The organism is Rudaea cellulosilytica DSM 22992 (assembly GCF_000378125.1).
Classification (GTDB): domain Bacteria; phylum Pseudomonadota; class Gammaproteobacteria; order Xanthomonadales; family Rhodanobacteraceae; genus Rudaea; species Rudaea cellulosilytica.
Genome location: NZ_KB899244.1, coordinates 268,847 through 285,121, shown reverse-complemented (window position 1 = coordinate 285,121; position 16,275 = coordinate 268,847). Strand labels below are relative to the sequence as shown.

Sequence of the window (16,275 nt, the reverse complement as noted above, 5' to 3'; positions counted from 1 at the left end):
ACGAGTATTCGTTTCGGCAAATCCTTTCGTTGCCGTCTGCCTGCGTGCGCTCGAATCCTGTCGGCAAGCGCGCTCGTCCATCTTTTCGCGGCGGCAGGTGTTGCGGCAGCTCCGGCCGCGGTGCAAAAGCAGGTCGTATTCGATCAGTACTCTGCGTTGGCAGGCAACGCGGAACTGATCGACCGTCTCTTTCGTCCGTTGCTCGCGCGACGCATGCGCGAAAAACTCGCCGCTTCGGAGCAGGGCACGGACGGGCAGAGCATCGACCTCGCCCGCGAACATTTTGCCGTGTACGTGCCCGCCGACGCGCCGGCCTCAGGCAAGTTCGGCCTGCTCGTGTGGATTTCGTCGTTCGACCCTGCGGGCATACCCAAGATATGGCTGCCCGTGCTGGACAAGCACGCGATGATCGTGGTGACGGCCGCCGATTCGGGCAATGCTGCGAACGTCTACTCGCGGCGCGTTCCGCTGGCCATGCTCGGCTATACCAACGTGACGAAGGCGTATCCGGTCGATCCCGCGCGCACCTATGTCGGCGGATTATCCGGCGGTTCGCGCGTCGCCCTGCGCGTCGCGCTCGCGTTTCCCGACGTGTTCCATGGCGCGCTGCTCAACGCTGGCAGCGATTCGTTCGGCAGCGCGGCGTTGCCGCCGCCGAAGCCCGACCTGTTCCGACAGTTCGAGGAAGGCACGCGCCTTGTCTATGCCACGGGCAGTCGCGACGAGGAGAATTTGGCAAGGGACGGCCACAGCCGCGAATCGGCGCGCGACCTGTGCATCACCGACCTGCATACCGAGGAGATGCGCGGCCGCGGCCACGACTGGATCGATGCGGCCACGCTCGATCGCGCCCTGACGGATCTGTCGGCGCCGCCCACGGTCGACGCTGGGCTTGCTGCGTGCCGCGAACGGCGTACACGTGAGATCGATACGCAATTGCACGACATCGAAGCCCTGCTTGCTGCGGGCAAGAAGCCAGAGGCAGAAGATCGCCTGCAGCATCTCGACGAACGCTACGGCGGCCTCGCCGCCCCGCGCAGCGTGGAATTGGAGGACAAGTTGTGAAGACTGACGTTTTGGCACCCGGCGTGCGCCTCGACGTTTGGCTGTGGGCCGCGCGTTTCTTCAAGACGCGCGCGCTGGCAAAGAAGGCGATCGAAGGCGGCAAGGTGGAATTGAACCAGGCCGCGGGCAAAGCATCGAAGGCGGTGCGTGTCGGCGACCGGCTCAACGTCGCGCGCGGCGAAGAACGCTTCGATATCGAGGTCGCCGCGCTGGGCGAACAGCGCGGTTCCGCCGCGCAGGCGCAGTCGCTCTACCGTGAAACAGAAGCCAGCCGCAACGCGCGCTTGGAAGCGGCCGAACGCCGCCGCCTCGAACGCAGCGGCTACGCCAAGCCGCCGACCAAGCCCGACAAGCGCGCGCGGCGTCTTATCATCGCGTTGGGCGATATCGATGCGATGTAGGGGCGACTCTGCTGGACTCGCCTTCAATCATCTGGCATCGGCACGACAGTCACGCGCACATCAAGCTCGTGCGCGCCACCGCCGAGGATGATGCCGCGCAGCGGCGAGACGTCGCCGAAGTCGCGGCCCCAGGCTAGCGTGATGTGGCCACTGCCGGGGCGCATGTCGTTGGTCGGGTCGAAATCGATCCAGCCGTGGCGCGGGCAGTGCACGGACACCCAGGCGTGCGAGGCGTCGGCGCCGACCAGGCGCGGCTGGTCGGCCGGCGGCGTGGTCAGCAGGTAGCCCGAGACGTAGCGCGCGGCGAGGCCGAGCGAGCGCAGGCAGGCGATCATGAGGTGGGCGAAATCCTGGCAGACGCCGTGGCGGTTTTCGAGCACTTCGGCAACGGGTGTGGCGACCTGGGTCGCATTGGCGTCGAAGCGGAACTCGCGGTGGATGCGGCGCATCAACAATGCGCAGCCTCGCAGCAACGGAGTGCCAGGCGCGAAGTCCGTGCGCGCGAACAGCTTAACGTCGCCGTCCCAACGCACATAGGGCGATTCGAAGCGGTAGCGGTTCGCGTCCAGCACGGCCGCCGTCGGCACGTGGCCGCCGCGATAGGCGAGGGCAGCGACGGCGTCCTCCCATGGCGGCGAGTCGTCGAGATCGGGCTCTGTCTCGCGCGTTTCGACTTCGATGTCCATTTCCGCAGCGACAAGCAGTTCGCGATGCGGCGTATCGATCTCGAGACGCGTGAGCGGATTGCCGAAGCCGTCGAACTCGTCGACCTGATGTGTCGGTGCCGGTTCGACGCGCAGGCGATGGCTGTGGCAACGCTGGTGCGGGAGTGCCTGTGGCGTCAAGTGCAGCGCCTGGTGCGAAACCGAGACGACGCTGTCGTAGCGGTATTCGGTTTCATGGTGGACGATGTAGCGCGCGCTCATGCGGAAAGCGTCGCGCGGCTCGCTGCCGCGACATGGGTGAAATGATGGAAGGCGATCGCGTCCGAGGCGCGGCGCGCGCGCGCGGCGATGTCGGCCAGCATCGCCGCGATGCCGGCAATCGCTTCACGCTGGCCCGGCTCGCCGAACAGTGCGGGCTCGAGCGCAGACAGGTCGCAGGCGTCGAGCTGTTCGCGCATCTGTTCGAAGTCGCCGGCGCTCGAACTGCCGAACGCGTCGTCGACCGCGCGCAGGTGGCCGTGCAGTTCGTGGCACTGGAAGCGCAGCGCATGCGGATTGGCCGGATCGCAGACGATCAGGTCGAGCACCGGGATCAGCTGCGGCGCGGACAGGTAGCGCATGCGGTAGGTGATCGTCGAGTCGGCGAGTTCGAGCAGCCATTCCAGTGTCGCCGCATCGGGCTGCGTGGTATGGGTGAGCGCGCAGGCGAGCACGTCGGCGAGGAATTGCAGGCGCTCGATGCGCCGGCCGATCATGAGGAAACGCCAGCCGTCGTCGCGGGTCATGTCGTCAAGGGCGAAGCCGGACAGCGCGGAGACCTCCATCAGCAGGCGGTTGAGCAGTTCGAGTGCATCGCCGAAATCGATCCGCTCGCGATCGAGCGCCTGCGCTTCGCGCTGGACTTCGAGCAGGCCGCGCCAGTTCTCGCTCGACAAGCGGCCGCGCACCTGACCGGCTGACCAGAGCAGGCGGCCGAGCACGCTGGCCAGGCTGTAGGGCGCGGCAGCGTCGGTCAGCGCATCGATCAGCGCCGTGCGCACGGGTTTGGCTTCGGCGTCGATCAGATGCACGCGGCGGCATGCAGCGAGCGCGGCCTCGAACGCGACCGTGTTCGCTGCGCTCGTGTCGATGTAGCGCGACAGCACGACGCGCAGCAGGCGCGTGTAGTCGTCGCCGCGTTCGGAGTAGCGGCCGAGCCAGAACAGGTTCTCGATCAGGCGCGAGGGAAGGAAATCGTCGCGGCGCACGATGTCGGCCGCGTGCAGTTCGCGCCGGCGCAGCGTGTCGACGGCGGCTTCGCCGTCGGCCAGCACCCAGGTGTCCTTGCTGCCGCCGCCGCGCTGCATCGAGACGATACGCGCCGCCGCCTTCGTCGCCACGCGCGATAGCGCGCCGGGCATCACCGTATAGCTGCCGTTGCCGGAGGCGACCGCGAACACGCGCATGCTCACCGCACGCGGCACGATCTGCGCGTGGGTCGTATTGCGCTGCCAGACCGGTGCCTGCGACAGATCGACGAGTTCCTGCGCGACCCAGGCCGCGGGCTCCGCTTCGATGCGCGCGCGTAGCTCACCGAGCCGGCTGCGCGGCAGGCTCGGCCCGAACACGGCGTCGACGCGGCGCGACGGCGATGCAGGCTTGAGCACGAGGCGGTCGAGTTCGGTCAATGCCTCTTCGCGCACCGGCGCCTCGCCGCACCACCAAGTGGCAACCGAGGGCAGCGCGAGCGCTTCGCCGCGCAGGCGCTCGCAGATTTTCGGAAAGAAGCCGAGCAGGCCGGGCGATTCGAGCACGCCCGCGCCGAGCGCGTTGGCGATCAGCACGCGTCCCGCGCGTGCGGCCGCGGTGAGGCCGGGCACGCCGAGCGCGGATTCGCCGCGCAGTTCGAGCGGGTCGCACCAATCGTCGTCGACACGGCGCAGGATCGCATGCACGCGCTTCAAGCCGCCGAGCGTTTTCATGTACACGGTATCGGCGCGCACGGTGAGGTCGTAGCCTTCGACCAGCGGCACGCCGAGCGCGCGCGCGAGGTAGACGTGTTCGAAATAGGTTTCGTTAAAGCGGCCCGGCGTCAGCAGCACGGCCAGCGGCGTTTCGCCTGCGGCGACCGGTGCGGCCGATTGCAGCGTCGCCTGCAGCGCGCGCAGCGCGCCGGAAAGGTCGCGGACGCGCATGTCGTGGAACAAGTCGGAGTACGCGCGCGAAATGATCTGTCGGTTCTCGATCGCGTAACCGAGTCCCGACGGCGCCTGGGTGCGATCGGCAACGACCCACCACGCGCCGTCGGGCGCGCGCGCGAGGTCGACTGCATAGATGTGCAGGAAGGTGCCGCCGGGCGGCGCGCTGCCGCGGCAGGGCCAGAGGAAATTGTCGTGACCGAAGATCAGTTCCGGCGGCAGCAATCCCTCGGCAAGCAAGGTCTGCGGCCCGTAAAGGTCGGCGAGCACGGCGTCGAGCAGCGCAGCGCGCTGGGCGACGCCGGCAGCCAGATGCTGCCACTCGGCCGCGCCGATGATCTGCGGCAGCAGGTCCAGTTCCCACGGCCGGTCGGTGCCCTTGGCGTCGGCATAGACATTGTAGGTGATGCCGTTCTCGCGGATCTGGCGCTCGACCAGATCGGCGCGGGCGCGCATCTGCGCGGGATCGGCGTGCTCGATCGCCTCGAGCATGCGCCGCCACGGCGCGCGCACGCCGCCGTCGGCGTCGAACAGCTCGTGATAGTGCTGCGGATCGCGGCGGTAGGCGTTGAGCAGAGCGGGCACGGCGTCGTCGATCAGCTCGGTCATCGGTTCCAGCTTGCGCGCAGTGGCATCGTGACATTCCGGTTACGCAGCAAGTGTAACGAAAGTCGCGATGCCGCAGCGAGGGAGGATCGGCGCACCCTAGATGTTGCGCAGATCGAGCGTGAACGGGAAGTCGGCATTCGTCGTCGGCGCCGTCGCGTGGACGCCCGCTGGCGTGTGGCCGTAGCGGTCGAAGCGCGCGAGGCGCCGGCTCTCGGCCTCGAACGCGTTGACCGGAAACGTGTCGTAGCTGCGTCCGCCCGGATGCGCGACATGGTAGCGGCAGCCGCCGAGCGAGCGCTGCGACCAGGTGTCGACGAGATCGAACACGAGTGGCGCATGCGCCGGAATCGTCGGATGCAGTGCCGAGGGGGGCTGCCAAGCCTTGTAGCGCACGCCGGCGACGAACTCGCCGACTGTGCCGGTCGGGCGCAGCGGGATACTGCGGCCATTGCAGGTAGCGATATAGCGGTCGGGGGCGAGGCCGCTCAACTTCACCTGCAGGCGCTCGACCGAGGAATCGACGTAGCGCACGGTGCCGCCCGGCGCGCCTTCCTCACCCATGACGTGCCAAGGTTCGAGCGCATTGCGCAGTTCGAGCGTGATGCCTTGTGTCGCATAGTCGCCGACGATCGGGAAACGGAATTCGAAATGCGGCGCGAACCAGTCGCGTTCGATCGCGTAGCCGGCCGCACGCGTCTCGTCGATCACGTCGGCGAAATCGCGCTCGACGAAGTAGGGCAGCATGAAGCGGTCGTGCAGCTCGGTGCCCCAGCGCGCGAGACGCGGTGGTGCGTAAGGCTCGCGCCAGAAGCGCGCGATCAGCGCGCGCAGCAGCAGTTGCTGGGCGAGGCTCATCTGCGCATGCGGCGGCATCTCGAACGCGCGCATTTCGAGCAGGCCGAGGCGGCCCGCGGCGCCGTCGGGCGAATACAGCTTGTCGATGCAGAACTCGGCGCGGTGCGTGTTGCCGCTGACGTCGATCAGCAGGTTGCGCAGCAGGCGGTCGAGCAGCCACGGTGGCACGTAGCCGCCGATGTCGGGGAACTGCTTGAACGCGACTTCGAGTTCGTACAGCGAATCGTTGCGCGCCTCGTCCACGCGTGGCGACTGAGAAGTCGGGCCGATGAACAATCCCGAGAACAAGTACGACAGCGAGGGATGGTTGTGCCAATACGAGATCAGGCTGCGCAGCAGGTCGGGACGGCGCAGGAACGGCGAATCGCTCGTCGTCGCGCCGCCGAGAACGAAGTGGTTGCCGCCGCCGGTGCCAGTGTGGCGGCCGTCGAGCATGAACTTCTCGGCGACGAGCTTTTCCTGACGCGCGGCCTCGTACAGATGCGTGGTGCGCTCGACGAGTTGTTCCCAGTTCGCCGACGGATGGATGTTGACCTCGATGACGCCCGGGTCGGGCGTGACGCGGAACGAATTGAGGCGTGGATCGCGTGGCGGCTCGTAGCCTTCGAGCAGCACAGGCGTGCCGAGCGCTGCGGCGGTGTCCTCGATCGCCGAAGTCAGCTCCAGATAGTCTTCCAACCGCGCGAGCGGCGGCATGAAAAGGTATAAATTTCCATTTCTTGCCTCGGCGCAGAGCGCGGTACGCGTTATCCAGTCGGCGGATTCGCCGTGTGCCGGCACGCGCGTTGCGGCATGCGTCGGCCCGACGCTTCCGCGCGGACCGAAACGGTGGCGATCGTCATGGCCCGTGCGGTCCAAATTCACCTGCGCATATTCGCTCGCGTAGGCCGGCTCGCGCAGCGCCGCTTCGCCGCGCAGGCCGTGCATCTGTCGGCGGATTTGCATCGCGCGCGGCAGTGGTTTGAACGCCTGTGAGGGATCGGCCGCATGCACCCAGGGATGATCGCTCTCGGCGACCCAGGGTTGCGAGTCGAGCGGCAGGCGCCAGCCGAGCGCGGAATCGCCCGGCAGGAGATAGCAATGTTCCGTGCGCAAGAACCACGGCCCAGTCTGCCAGCGGCCGAGCGGCCGGGCGATCGGAAACACGTGGCCGACGACGTGCGACAACCCCGTGGTGAACACGCGCATCAGGCGCTCGCGTTCGAGCGGGTCGGCTACGCGCGGGTCGAACGGATCGACGTTGTCCGGCAGACGGCGTTCACGCCACATGTAGTAGAACAGGTCTTCGTAGGCGGGAAAGACATGGCCCGCATCGAGCGCCAGGCGCGCGGCGACTTCGGCGAGGAAGGCCTCGCCGACTGCGCTGTTCGCGCGGCCGTGGATTTTTTCATCGGCGATCAGCGCCGGATCGTGCCAGATCGGATCGAGGTCGCGGCGCCAGAAGCAGTTCAGCGACCAGCGCGGCAATTGTTCGCCCGGATACCACTTGCCCTGGCCGAAATGGACGAGGCCCTGCGGTGCGTATTTTTCGCGCAGACGATGGAACAGGCCGGCCGCGCGCAGGCGCTTGGTCGGCCCGAGCGCGTCGGTGTTCCACTCGGCGCCGTTCGGATCGTCCGCAGCGACGAAGGTCGGTTCGCCGCCCTGGGTCAGGCGCACGTCGAGGCGGTGCAGATCCGCGTCGACCTTATGCCCGAGCGAGACGATCGCGCTCCACTGTTCTGTCGAATACGGTTTGGTCACGCGTGGCGATTCGCTGATGCGCGTGACTTTCATCGCGTGCGCGAACTCGACCTCGCTCTCGTCGACCATGCCGGTGACCGGCGCGGCCGAACCCGGTTCCGGCGAGCAGGCAAGCGGAATATGGCCTTCGCCGGCGAGCAGGCCCGATGTCGGGTCGAGGCCGATCCAGCCGGCGCCCGGCAGATAGACCTCGCACCAGGCGTGCAAGTCGGTGAAGTCATGTTCGGGGCCGCTCGGTCCGTCGACTGCCTTCTGGTCGGCGGTCAACTGGATCAGATAGCCGGAGACGAAGCGCGCGGCGAAGCCGAGATGACGCAGCAACTGCACGAGCAGCCAGCCAGAGTCGCGGCAGGAACCGCTGGCGAGTTCGAGCGTGAGATCGGGCGTCTGCACGCCTGGCTCCATGCGAATCAGGTAGCGGATGTCATCGGCGAGGCGGCGATTGAGGTCGACGAGCGCATCGGCCGTGCGCCGCGGTTTGGGCCCGAGTACCTCGCGCCTGAGCGTCTCCAGATATTTTTCGATGCGCGGCGTTGCCGGCAGCTTGACCGTGTAGGCGGTGAGTTCACGGCGCAATGTGCTGCTGTACGCAAACGGAAACTTCTCGGCTTCGGGTTCGAGGAAGAAGTCGAACGGATTGAGTACCGACATTTCGGCGACAAGATCGACCTCGACACGAAACTCTCGCGTCGGCTCGGGAAAGACCAAGCGTGCGAGCCAGTTCGACTGCGGGTCCTGCTGCCAGTTGATGAAGTGGTCATCAGGCTCGACGTTGAGCGAGTACGACAGGATGCGCGTGCGACTGTGCGGCGCAGGGCGTAGCCGCACTGTCTGCGGACCGAGATGGACGAGCCGGTCGTAGCGATAATGCGAAACATGGTTCAGCGCGACGTGAATCGACATGCTCAACCCCGCGGATTCGACACGCCGTCAAGATAGCAAAAATTTGCTGCGGTGCAACGAAAAAAATTCGGGCGCAGCCCGGAAGGTTGCGAACTCGACTTTGTCCTTTTGGTCCCTGCGGCTCGCAGGGCCGAGTGAGCGCGACCAAAAGTCGCCGCGCGCATACGCTTATTTCTTGCCGAACTCGCCCTTGGCCTGGACGATCGTCGAGCCATCCGGCTGCGGCGTGCCGACCTTTTGCAGCGCGCTGCGGATCGTCGGATCGCCGCGCGAGGAGAGCTGTGCGGCCGCGTCGTAGGCTGTCTTCGTCGCCTTGAAGGTGCCGTTGATCTGCAACGGGCCGCCGAGGTCGTTGAGCACGCCGATGATGCTGCCGTCCGGATCGGTGCCGAGATTCCATTCCATGTCGCCGAGTGTCGCCTGGCGCGCGCCGGACACGGTAATGCCGTGCCAGACGAGCTTGCCGGCGATCGCGGCCGGCCAGAGACCGTCGCGCAAGCTGAGGCGCGAGAAGTTGCCGTCGACATCGCCGCTGACTTCGATGCCGGGCAGACGGATCAGCGGCGTCAGCAGCGAGGCCGGGAACTTGAGCTGGGCGTCACTCAGGTCGAGTGCGCGCGCGGCGCCGAGCTTCCATTTTGCCGACAGGTGCGCCGAGCCGGCATCGTTCTTCAAAGTGCCGCCGATGCCGCCGTCAGGCGCGGTGTCGAACGTCGCCTCGACATTGCCGAGCAGGTCGTGCGAGACCGACTGGGTTGCCGCGTTGTTCCAGTGCAGATCGCCGCGCGCCTCGGCAGGCGTGCCGTTGCGCACGGCGAAGTGGGCGAGCTTGCCCTCGATGTCGCCGGTGAGCGTCACGTTCGGCAGGCGCAGGATCGTCGCCATGAGTTGCGCGGGTAGCTTATACGCGAGGTCGTTCAATTCCGCGTCGCGCGTCGGCGCGAGCTTGATCGCACCATTGAACTGCGCCGCGCCGCCGCTGTTCTTCAGCGTGCCAGTGACTTTGCCGTCCTCGGTCGTGTCGAATGCCGCCTCGACCGTGCCGAGGTCGGTATCGGCGAGCTTGGCCTTGATCCAGCGCGCCTTGCCCTCGCGCAGCAGCGTCGGCCAGCCGTCGAGCAGGGTGAGGCTTGCGGCGCTGCCGTCGATGTCGCCCTCGGCCTTGCCCTGGATGTGCAACATGTCCGCTGCCGCGCTCGCGGGAACACTGAAGGTCAGATTGTCGAAGCGGTTGCCGGCCGGCGAGCGGTCGAGCGTGCCCGACGCCTTGAGCGTGTCGCCGGTGATCGCGAAGTCGGCGACGCGTCGGCTTTCGAGCAGCGGCTTGAAGTGCAGGTGCCAGTCGACTTGCCCTAGTGGGCGCTCGTGCACGGCAATGCTGCCGGCGTGTCCGTTCCAGATCGTGCCGGACAGGTCGGACAGCGTCACCGTCTTCGACGGCTTCATCAGGTACTTGTAGCCGATACTGGCCGGCAGAAAAAACACCGCCGCTGCGGCGGCCACGAGCAGCAACAGGACGATGACGAGAAAACGGCGCATGGATGGGTTCCGAATAGGGCTGGCGAATTCTAGTTACATCAGTGCTTTCAGGCGATAGAGCAAATCCAGCGCCGCGCGCGGCGTCAATGCGTCCGCATCGACCTCGCGCAGCGCGTCTTCGACCGCGCTGGGCTTGGCAAGTTCGAACAGACCGAGCTGCGGCGAGGATTCTCTTTCCGCGGGGTAGTGAGCGGAGGAGCGTCGCGCGCCATGCTCCAGCGCTGCCAGATGTTTGCGCGCATCGGCGATCACTGCCTTCGGCACGCCGGCCAGAGCGGCGACGTGCAGGCCGAAGCTGCGGCTCGCCGGGCCTTCTTTGACCGCGTGCATGAAGACAAGTTGGTCATCGTACTCGACTGCGTCGAGATGCACGTTGGCGATACCGGGATACTGCGCCGCCAGTTCGGTCAGCTCGAAGTAGTGCGTCGCGAACAAGGTGAACGCATGGTTCTTCGTCGCGAGTTGCACCGCGCATGCCTGGGCAAGAGCGAGGCCATCGTAGGTCGAGGTACCGCGGCCGACTTCGTCCATGAGCACGAGGCTGTGCTTGGTCGCGTTGTGCAGAATGTTCGCCGTCTCGCTCATCTCGACCATGAAGGTCGACTGGCCGCGTGAAAGATCGTCGCCCGCACCGATGCGCGTGAAGATGCGGTCGATGCTGCCGATCGTCGCAGCGTCGGCGGGTACGAAGCTGCCGATATGCGCGAGCAGCACGATCAGCGCGTTCTGGCGCATGTACGTGGACTTGCCGCCCATGTTCGGTCCGGTGATGATCAGCATGCGGCGTGCGTCGTCGAAGACGAGATCGTTCGGCTCGAACGGTTCGCTGCGCACCTGCTCGACGACCGGGTGGCGGCCGCGCACGATGTGAATTCCTTCGGATTCGACCAATTTCGGTGCGCGCCAATTCAAAGAATCGGCGCGCTCGGCGAGCGCGGCGAGTACGTCGAGTTCGGCGACCGCGGCAGCGGCCTGCTTCAGTGCGCCAAGGCGTTCGATCAGAAAGTCGAGCAGCGCCTCGTACAGCGCACGTTCGCGCATCAGCGCACGCTCGCGTGCGGACAGCACCTTGTCTTCGAACGATTTCAGCTCCTCGGTGATATAGCGCTCGGCGCCCTTGAGCGTCTGCCGGCGCGTGTAGTGCGTCGGTGCCTTGTCTGCTTGGCCTTTGCTGATCTCGATGTAGTAGCCGTGCACGCTGTTGTAGCCGACCTTGAGCGTCGGGATGCCGGTAGCGGCTTTCTCGCGCTCTTCGAGATCGATCAGGAACTGATTCGCGTTGGTCGATAGCGTGCGCAGTTCGTCGAGTTCGGCATCGTAGCCGGCTGCGATCACGCCGCCGTCGCGCAGCAGCGCGGGCGGTTGTTCGAGTACGGCGCGGGCGAGGTGCTGCGCGGTGTCGGCGTGCTCGCCGAGTTGGTCGAGCAGGGAGCGAAGCAGCGGAGAATCAATCAATCGAGAAGTGCGGCCATGCACGGCCGCTTTTTGATCTTCGCGATCATGGACGAGCGCATCAAATAAACCCGGTGTGGCCAGCAGGCCATCGCGCAACGTGGACAAATCGCGCGGCCGCGCCGAACGCAAGGCTACGCGGGCGAGGATGCGCTCGAGGTCGCCGATGCCGCGCAGCACCTCGCGCAGGCCATCGCAGCGATGTTGTTCGATCAAACTCTCGATCGCCTGGTAGCGGCGGCGCAGCACGTCGCGATCGCGCAGCGGCCGGTGCAGCCAGCGGCGCAGCGTGCGTGCGCCCATCGGCGTGATCGTCGCATCGAGCACGCCGAGCAGCGTGTGTTCGTGGCGGCCGCTCGGATGCGTATCGAGTTCGAGGTTGCGCCGCGTCGCCGCGTCGAGTGCGATCGTCTCCTCGGGGTTTTCCGAAGCGAGACCGGAAAGATGTGGCAGCGCGGACTTCTGCGTCTCGCTGACATAGCCGAGCAGTGCGCCGGCCGCGGCGATCGCAAGCGGCATCGCTTCGACACCGAAGCCGGACAAGTCGCGCGTGCCGAAAAACTTGTTGAGCTGGCGTTGCGCGGTCTCGGTGTCGAAATGCCACGGCGCGCGTTTGCGCAGGCCGGGCAGGGCGGAAACGAATGTTGGCCAGGCGACATCTTCGCTGACCAGCGTTTCCGCGGGCGCCAAGCGTGCGAGTTCCGAGGCGAGTTGTTCGGCGTTCGCCGCTTCACTGAGCAGGAAGCGTCCGCTGGCAAGATCGACCCAAGCGAGGCCATACGCCGTCTTGCCGGCCGCGATCGCGAGCAGCAGATTATCGCGCCGTTCCTCGAGCAATGCCTCGTCGGTTACCGTGCCCGGCGTGACCACGCGCACGACCTTGCGCTCGACGAGGCCCTTCGCCAGCGCTGGATCGCCGATCTGCTCGCAGATCGCGACCGATTCGCCGAGCTTGATCAACTTGGCGAGATAGCCTTCAACCGCGTGGAACGGCACGCCGGCCATCGGAATCGGCGCGCCGGCCGAGGCGCCGCGCTGGGTCAAGGTGATGTCGAGCAGGCGCGCGGCCTTGCGCGCATCGTCGTAGAACAGTTCGTAGAAATCGCCCATGCGGAACAGCACGAGCGTGTCCGGATACTCCGCCTTCGCAGCGAAATATTGGCGCATCAACGGGGTGTGCTGGGCGAGGTCGTCGCGGGTCATCAGGCTCGGTTGGGAATCGCGACGTAACGTTCGCTGCCGCGATTCTAACCGAGTCTGCCGAAGCGTCGTGGAGACCTCGGCGGGGTCCGCTGTTGCTATCTGGACAGCAGGTCTGATCGGTTCGGCTATAGCAAGCCTTCGATCGGCAGCACGCGCAGAACGTGCAGAATGAATCTGCGCTGCCAGGTCGAATCGGGCTCGTTGGTAAATACCTTGGGTTGACCGTCCACCTCGGTCGTCCAGGTCGCGTGGCCGGACTGCAAGTCCACGCGATATGCGTTAGCCGGCGAGGAGGCCGTCGCGAACATTTTAGCGATCGCCGCGGCGAGATCCGGACAGTCGACGATCACGCCCATCTCCGTGTTGAGCAACTTGGAGCGCTGATCCATGTTCATCGAGCCGACGAAGGCGTAGCGATCGTCCACGACCGCGGCTTTGGCATGCAGGCTGGCTCCGGCGGATTTTCCGCGAACGGTGATCTCAGGACTGCCCGTTGTTGCCGACGGACGCATTTCGAACAGATGCACGCCGGCGGCAAGCAGCGCCTGGCGATGGTTGGTGTAGCCGGCCTGGGCCGCGGTCTCGTCGTTCGAGGCGAGCGAGTTGGTGAGTACATCCACGCGGACGCCGCGTTGCGTCAGCGATGCGAGATAGTGCACGCCACTGTCGCCAGGCACGAAATATGGCGTGATCAACAAGACTTGCCGATTAGCCGCATCGAGGATCGTTTTGACCTTGGGGCCGATCCGCATGCTCGGGACGTCTCGATGTATTTCGACTTTTTCCGGGGCATCGGCGACGAGTTCGGCCTGACCCCAGAACCAGTTTCCGAAACGATCGGCGGTCGGGCCGCCGTCCGGCAGCGCGTCGAGTGCCGCCTGCGCATAATCCGATTGAGCAAATTGCCGCGCGTCGTGCGCCAGCGTCGTGCGCATACGGGCGAGGTCGGCTGCGCTGGCATGCATGTCGCGAAATGCCGTTACGGGGTATGCGGAATCGCTGTTCCAGTAATCGTCGAACGCGCGTGCGGCCTCGTTGACCACGGGCCCGATCGCGATGAGATCGAGATCGCGGAAATTGGCGTTGTCGCCGGCGCCGAAATACGGATCGCCAATATTGCGGCCGCCGACCACGGCGACGTTGCCGTCGACGATGAACGATTTGTTGTGCATGCGCCGATTCAGGCGCGAGCCTTCGAGCAGGAACTGGGCGATTCTCGAAGGCAACGAAGGAGAACGCGTGCGGAACGGATTGAACACGCGCACTTCGATTTTCTCGTGGGCATCCAATGCGGCGAGCAGCCGATCCTTGCCGTCGCTGTTGATGTCGTCGACGAGAAGACGCACGCGCACGCCGCGGTCGGCGGCGGCGAGAAGATGCTGGGCGACCAGTTTTCCGGTCGCGTCATTCTCGAAGATGTAGTACTGCAGATCTATCGAGCTGGCGGCGTGGTCGGTCAATACCACGCGACTCAGGAGCGCATTTGGCCCCATCGTCACGAGGCGAAAACCGGATTGATTCGGGTGCGCGGCGAGTTCGCCGTGAATATAACGGCCAGGGGCTGTATCGAAAGAGGCCGGTAGTGCTTGCGACGGCGATTTGATGCCGTCGGTGCGCAGCGTCGAACACGCCGAGAAAGCAAGGCAAAGCATCAGCAATACCGGAAAGCGGCGTTCGGAGGCGATCGCCATGGTCGTTTTCCCTTGCTGTATGTCGGCCGATCATAACGTGACATACCTGTCTGCAAGCATGCCGGCGGCCGTCGGATGGCCACTGCGGATAAGCGCTTTGCCATGCGTTCAGGAATGGGTTAGAACGGTAGCGAAATTTCTCGGAACGACGGTCATGGCGCAGGGCTATTCATCTCCCGATCAGGCCCAAGAGGAAAGCGATCGCGGCCTTGCGGATGCAGCGCTGCGTGTCGCCGACCTGCTAGTTCAGCGCGGGGAGACGCTGGCGACGGCGGAATCCTGCACGGGAGGGTGGATCGCCAAGTTATTGACGGATATCGCAGGCTCTTCGGCCTGGTTCGAAGGCGGCGCGGTCACGTACAGCAATTCGCTGAAGCAGAAATTGCTCGGTGTGGGATCCGCCACACTCGATCGGCACGGCGCCGTCAGTCGGGAAACCGCGATCGAGATGGTGGCAGGTGCGCTGAACCGTTTCGACACGGCTATAGCTGTCGCGGTGACTGGCATCGCGGGGCCGACGGGCGGTACGCGAGACAAACCGGTCGGTACCGTCTGGATCGGCTGGCAGCGCCGCGGCAGCGACGCCCTTGTCGAGGGTTTCCGTTTCGACGGAGATCGGGAAGCGGTGCGTCGCCAGACCGCCGCCGCAGCATTGCGTGGAATAGTGAAAATTCTTACACGCTGACGCGCCGATTTCGGCATACCAGGTTCGGGCGGCTGTGGGATAATTCGCGACGTCGCAATCCGTGAGATCGGTGCAACGCACGATCCCGTTCAACTTTCACTTCGAGGTAATCCGCAATGGACGACAACAAGCGCAAGGCGCTCTCCGCCGCACTCGGCCAGATCGAAAAGCAGTTCGGCAAGGGTGCCGTCATGCGCATGGGCGACCGCGCCGTCGAGGCGATCGAGACGATTCCGACCGGCTCGCTCATGCTCGACATCGCGCTCGGCATCGGCGGTCTGCCGCGTGGTCGCGTCGTCGAAATCTACGGCCCGGAATCCTCGGGCAAGACCACGCTGACCTTGCAGGTGATCGCGCAGGCACAAAAGCTTGGTGGCTCATGTGCGTTCATCGACGCGGAACACGCGCTCGATCCGGTGTATGCGGAAAAACTTGGCGTTAAGGTCGACGACCTGCTGCTCTCGCAACCCGATACCGGAGAACAGGCGCTGGAAATCGCCGACATGCTCGTGCGCTCGAGCGCGGTCGATGTGGTGGTGATCGATTCGGTCGCCGCGCTCACACCTCGCGCGGAAATCGAAGGCGAGATGGGCGATCAGTTGCCCGGCTTGCAGGCGCGCCTGATGTCGCAGGCACTGCGCAAGCTGACCGGCAACATCAAGCGCTCGAACACGATGGTCATCTTCATCAACCAACTGCGCATGAAGATCGGCGTGATGATGCCGGGCCAGAGCCCGGAGACCACGACTGGCGGCAACGCGCTCAAGTTCTATGCCTCGGTGCGCCTGGATATCCGCCGCATCGGCGCGGTCAAGAAGGGCGACGAGATCGTCGGCAACCAGACCAAGATCAAGGTGGTCAAGAACAAGCTGGCGCCGCCGTTCAAGCAGATCGTCACCGAAATCCTCTACGGCGAGGGCATCAGTCGCGAGGGCGAGCTGATCGACATGGGCTCGGACCACAAGATCGTGGAGAAATCCGGCGCCTGGTACAGCTACGGCGGCGAGCGCATCGGTCAGGGCAAGGACAACGCGCGCCAGTATCTCAAGGACAATCCGACCGCGGCCAAGGAAATCGAGGAAAAACTGCGTGTGGCGCTGGCGCCGAAGGCGGGTGCTCCTGCCGCGCAGGCCGAGGAGCTCGAAGAAGTCTGAGGCTGTGCGCCCTTCCGTGGGCGCTGGATCGTCGACAAGTTCTAAGTTCTGCATAGAAGGACGCGAAATGGGGGTCGAAACCCCTTTTCGCGTCCTTTGTCGTTTTTGCCCGTGACGAGTCGGCTTCGGATTC

At 65.4% G+C, this 16,275-nt stretch carries 10 protein-coding genes; 4 read left to right on the top strand and 6 right to left on the bottom strand.

Annotation, left to right across the window (positions count from 1 at the left end; translation table 11 throughout):
* Positions 1-120 precede the first annotated feature (120 nt).
* A complete protein-coding gene (locus tag F455_RS0117840) occupies positions 121-1,065 on the top strand; it encodes an alpha/beta hydrolase family protein (protein ID WP_018974682.1) in 945 nt (314 codons plus the stop codon).
* Positions 1,062-1,466 (top strand): RNA-binding S4 domain-containing protein, encoded by a 405-nt coding sequence (locus tag F455_RS0117835; protein ID WP_018974681.1) that lies wholly within the window; start codon positions 1,062-1,064, stop codon positions 1,464-1,466. The genes F455_RS0117840 and F455_RS0117835 overlap by 4 nt, the downstream gene beginning before the upstream one ends.
* 23 nt (positions 1,467-1,489) lie before the next feature.
* Here the strand turns inward: F455_RS0117835 and F455_RS0117830 are convergent, their stop codons facing one another.
* The 6 genes from F455_RS0117830 to F455_RS0117805 form a co-directional block, all read right to left on the bottom strand.
* Positions 1,490-2,392: a transglutaminase family protein gene (locus tag F455_RS0117830; protein WP_018974680.1), complete on the bottom strand. Its 903-nt coding sequence runs from the start codon at positions 2,390-2,392 to the stop codon at positions 1,490-1,492.
* A complete protein-coding gene (locus tag F455_RS0117825) occupies positions 2,389-4,917 on the bottom strand; it encodes a circularly permuted type 2 ATP-grasp protein (RefSeq protein ID WP_018974679.1) in 2,529 nt (842 codons plus the stop codon). Before F455_RS0117825 ends, F455_RS0117830 begins: the two co-directional genes overlap by 4 nt.
* 96 nt (positions 4,918-5,013) lie before the next feature.
* The gene (locus F455_RS0117820; protein WP_018974678.1) at positions 5,014-8,418 is read right to left on the bottom strand and encodes a transglutaminase family protein; all 3,405 of its coding nucleotides are present in this window, start codon (positions 8,416-8,418) and stop codon (positions 5,014-5,016) included.
* A 168-nt stretch (positions 8,419-8,586) separates the two neighbouring features.
* A complete protein-coding gene (gene gspN / locus F455_RS0117815; protein WP_018974677.1) occupies positions 8,587-9,957 on the bottom strand; it encodes a type II secretion system protein N in 1,371 nt (456 codons plus the stop codon).
* Between the two features lie 33 nt (positions 9,958-9,990).
* Positions 9,991-12,612, bottom strand: a complete 2,622-nt coding sequence (gene mutS, locus F455_RS0117810) for a DNA mismatch repair protein MutS (protein ID WP_018974676.1) — start codon at positions 12,610-12,612, stop codon at positions 9,991-9,993.
* A 125-nt stretch (positions 12,613-12,737) separates the two neighbouring features.
* The gene (locus tag F455_RS0117805; protein WP_018974675.1) at positions 12,738-14,303 is read right to left on the bottom strand and encodes a phospholipase D family protein; all 1,566 of its coding nucleotides are present in this window, start codon (positions 14,301-14,303) and stop codon (positions 12,738-12,740) included.
* Positions 14,304-14,457: 154 nt separating this feature from the next.
* Between F455_RS0117805 and F455_RS0117800 the strand changes: the two genes are divergently transcribed.
* Together F455_RS0117800 and recA are read left to right on the top strand one after the other, a co-directional pair.
* Complete coding sequence (locus F455_RS0117800; protein ID WP_018974674.1) at positions 14,458-14,988, top strand: CinA family protein; 531 nt, start codon at positions 14,458-14,460, stop codon at positions 14,986-14,988.
* 116 nt (positions 14,989-15,104) lie between these two features.
* Positions 15,105-16,142, top strand: coding sequence for a recombinase RecA (gene recA, locus F455_RS0117795; protein ID WP_018974673.1), 1,038 nt, complete (start codon positions 15,105-15,107; stop codon positions 16,140-16,142).
* Positions 16,143-16,275 lie beyond the last annotated feature (133 nt).

Coding starts and splice junctions, on each gene's coding strand:
- F455_RS0117830 (WP_018974680.1), bottom strand. CDS start 2,392: ATGAGCGCGCGCTACATCGTCCACCATGAAACCGAATACCGCTACGAC.
- F455_RS0117825 (WP_018974679.1), bottom strand. CDS start 4,917: ATGACCGAGCTGATCGACGACGCCGTGCCCGCTCTGCTCAACGCCTAC.
- F455_RS0117820 (WP_018974678.1), bottom strand. CDS start 8,418: ATGTCGATTCACGTCGCGCTGAACCATGTTTCGCATTATCGCTACGAC.
- gspN (WP_018974677.1), bottom strand. CDS start 9,957: ATGCGCCGTTTTCTCGTCATCGTCCTGTTGCTGCTCGTGGCCGCCGCA.
- mutS (WP_018974676.1), bottom strand. CDS start 12,612: ATGACCCGCGACGACCTCGCCCAGCACACCCCGTTGATGCGCCAATAT.
- F455_RS0117805 (WP_018974675.1), bottom strand. CDS start 14,303: ATGGCGATCGCCTCCGAACGCCGCTTTCCGGTATTGCTGATGCTTTGC.
- F455_RS0117800 (WP_018974674.1), top strand. CDS start 14,458: ATGGCGCAGGGCTATTCATCTCCCGATCAGGCCCAAGAGGAAAGCGAT.
- recA (WP_018974673.1), top strand. CDS start 15,105: ATGGACGACAACAAGCGCAAGGCGCTCTCCGCCGCACTCGGCCAGATC.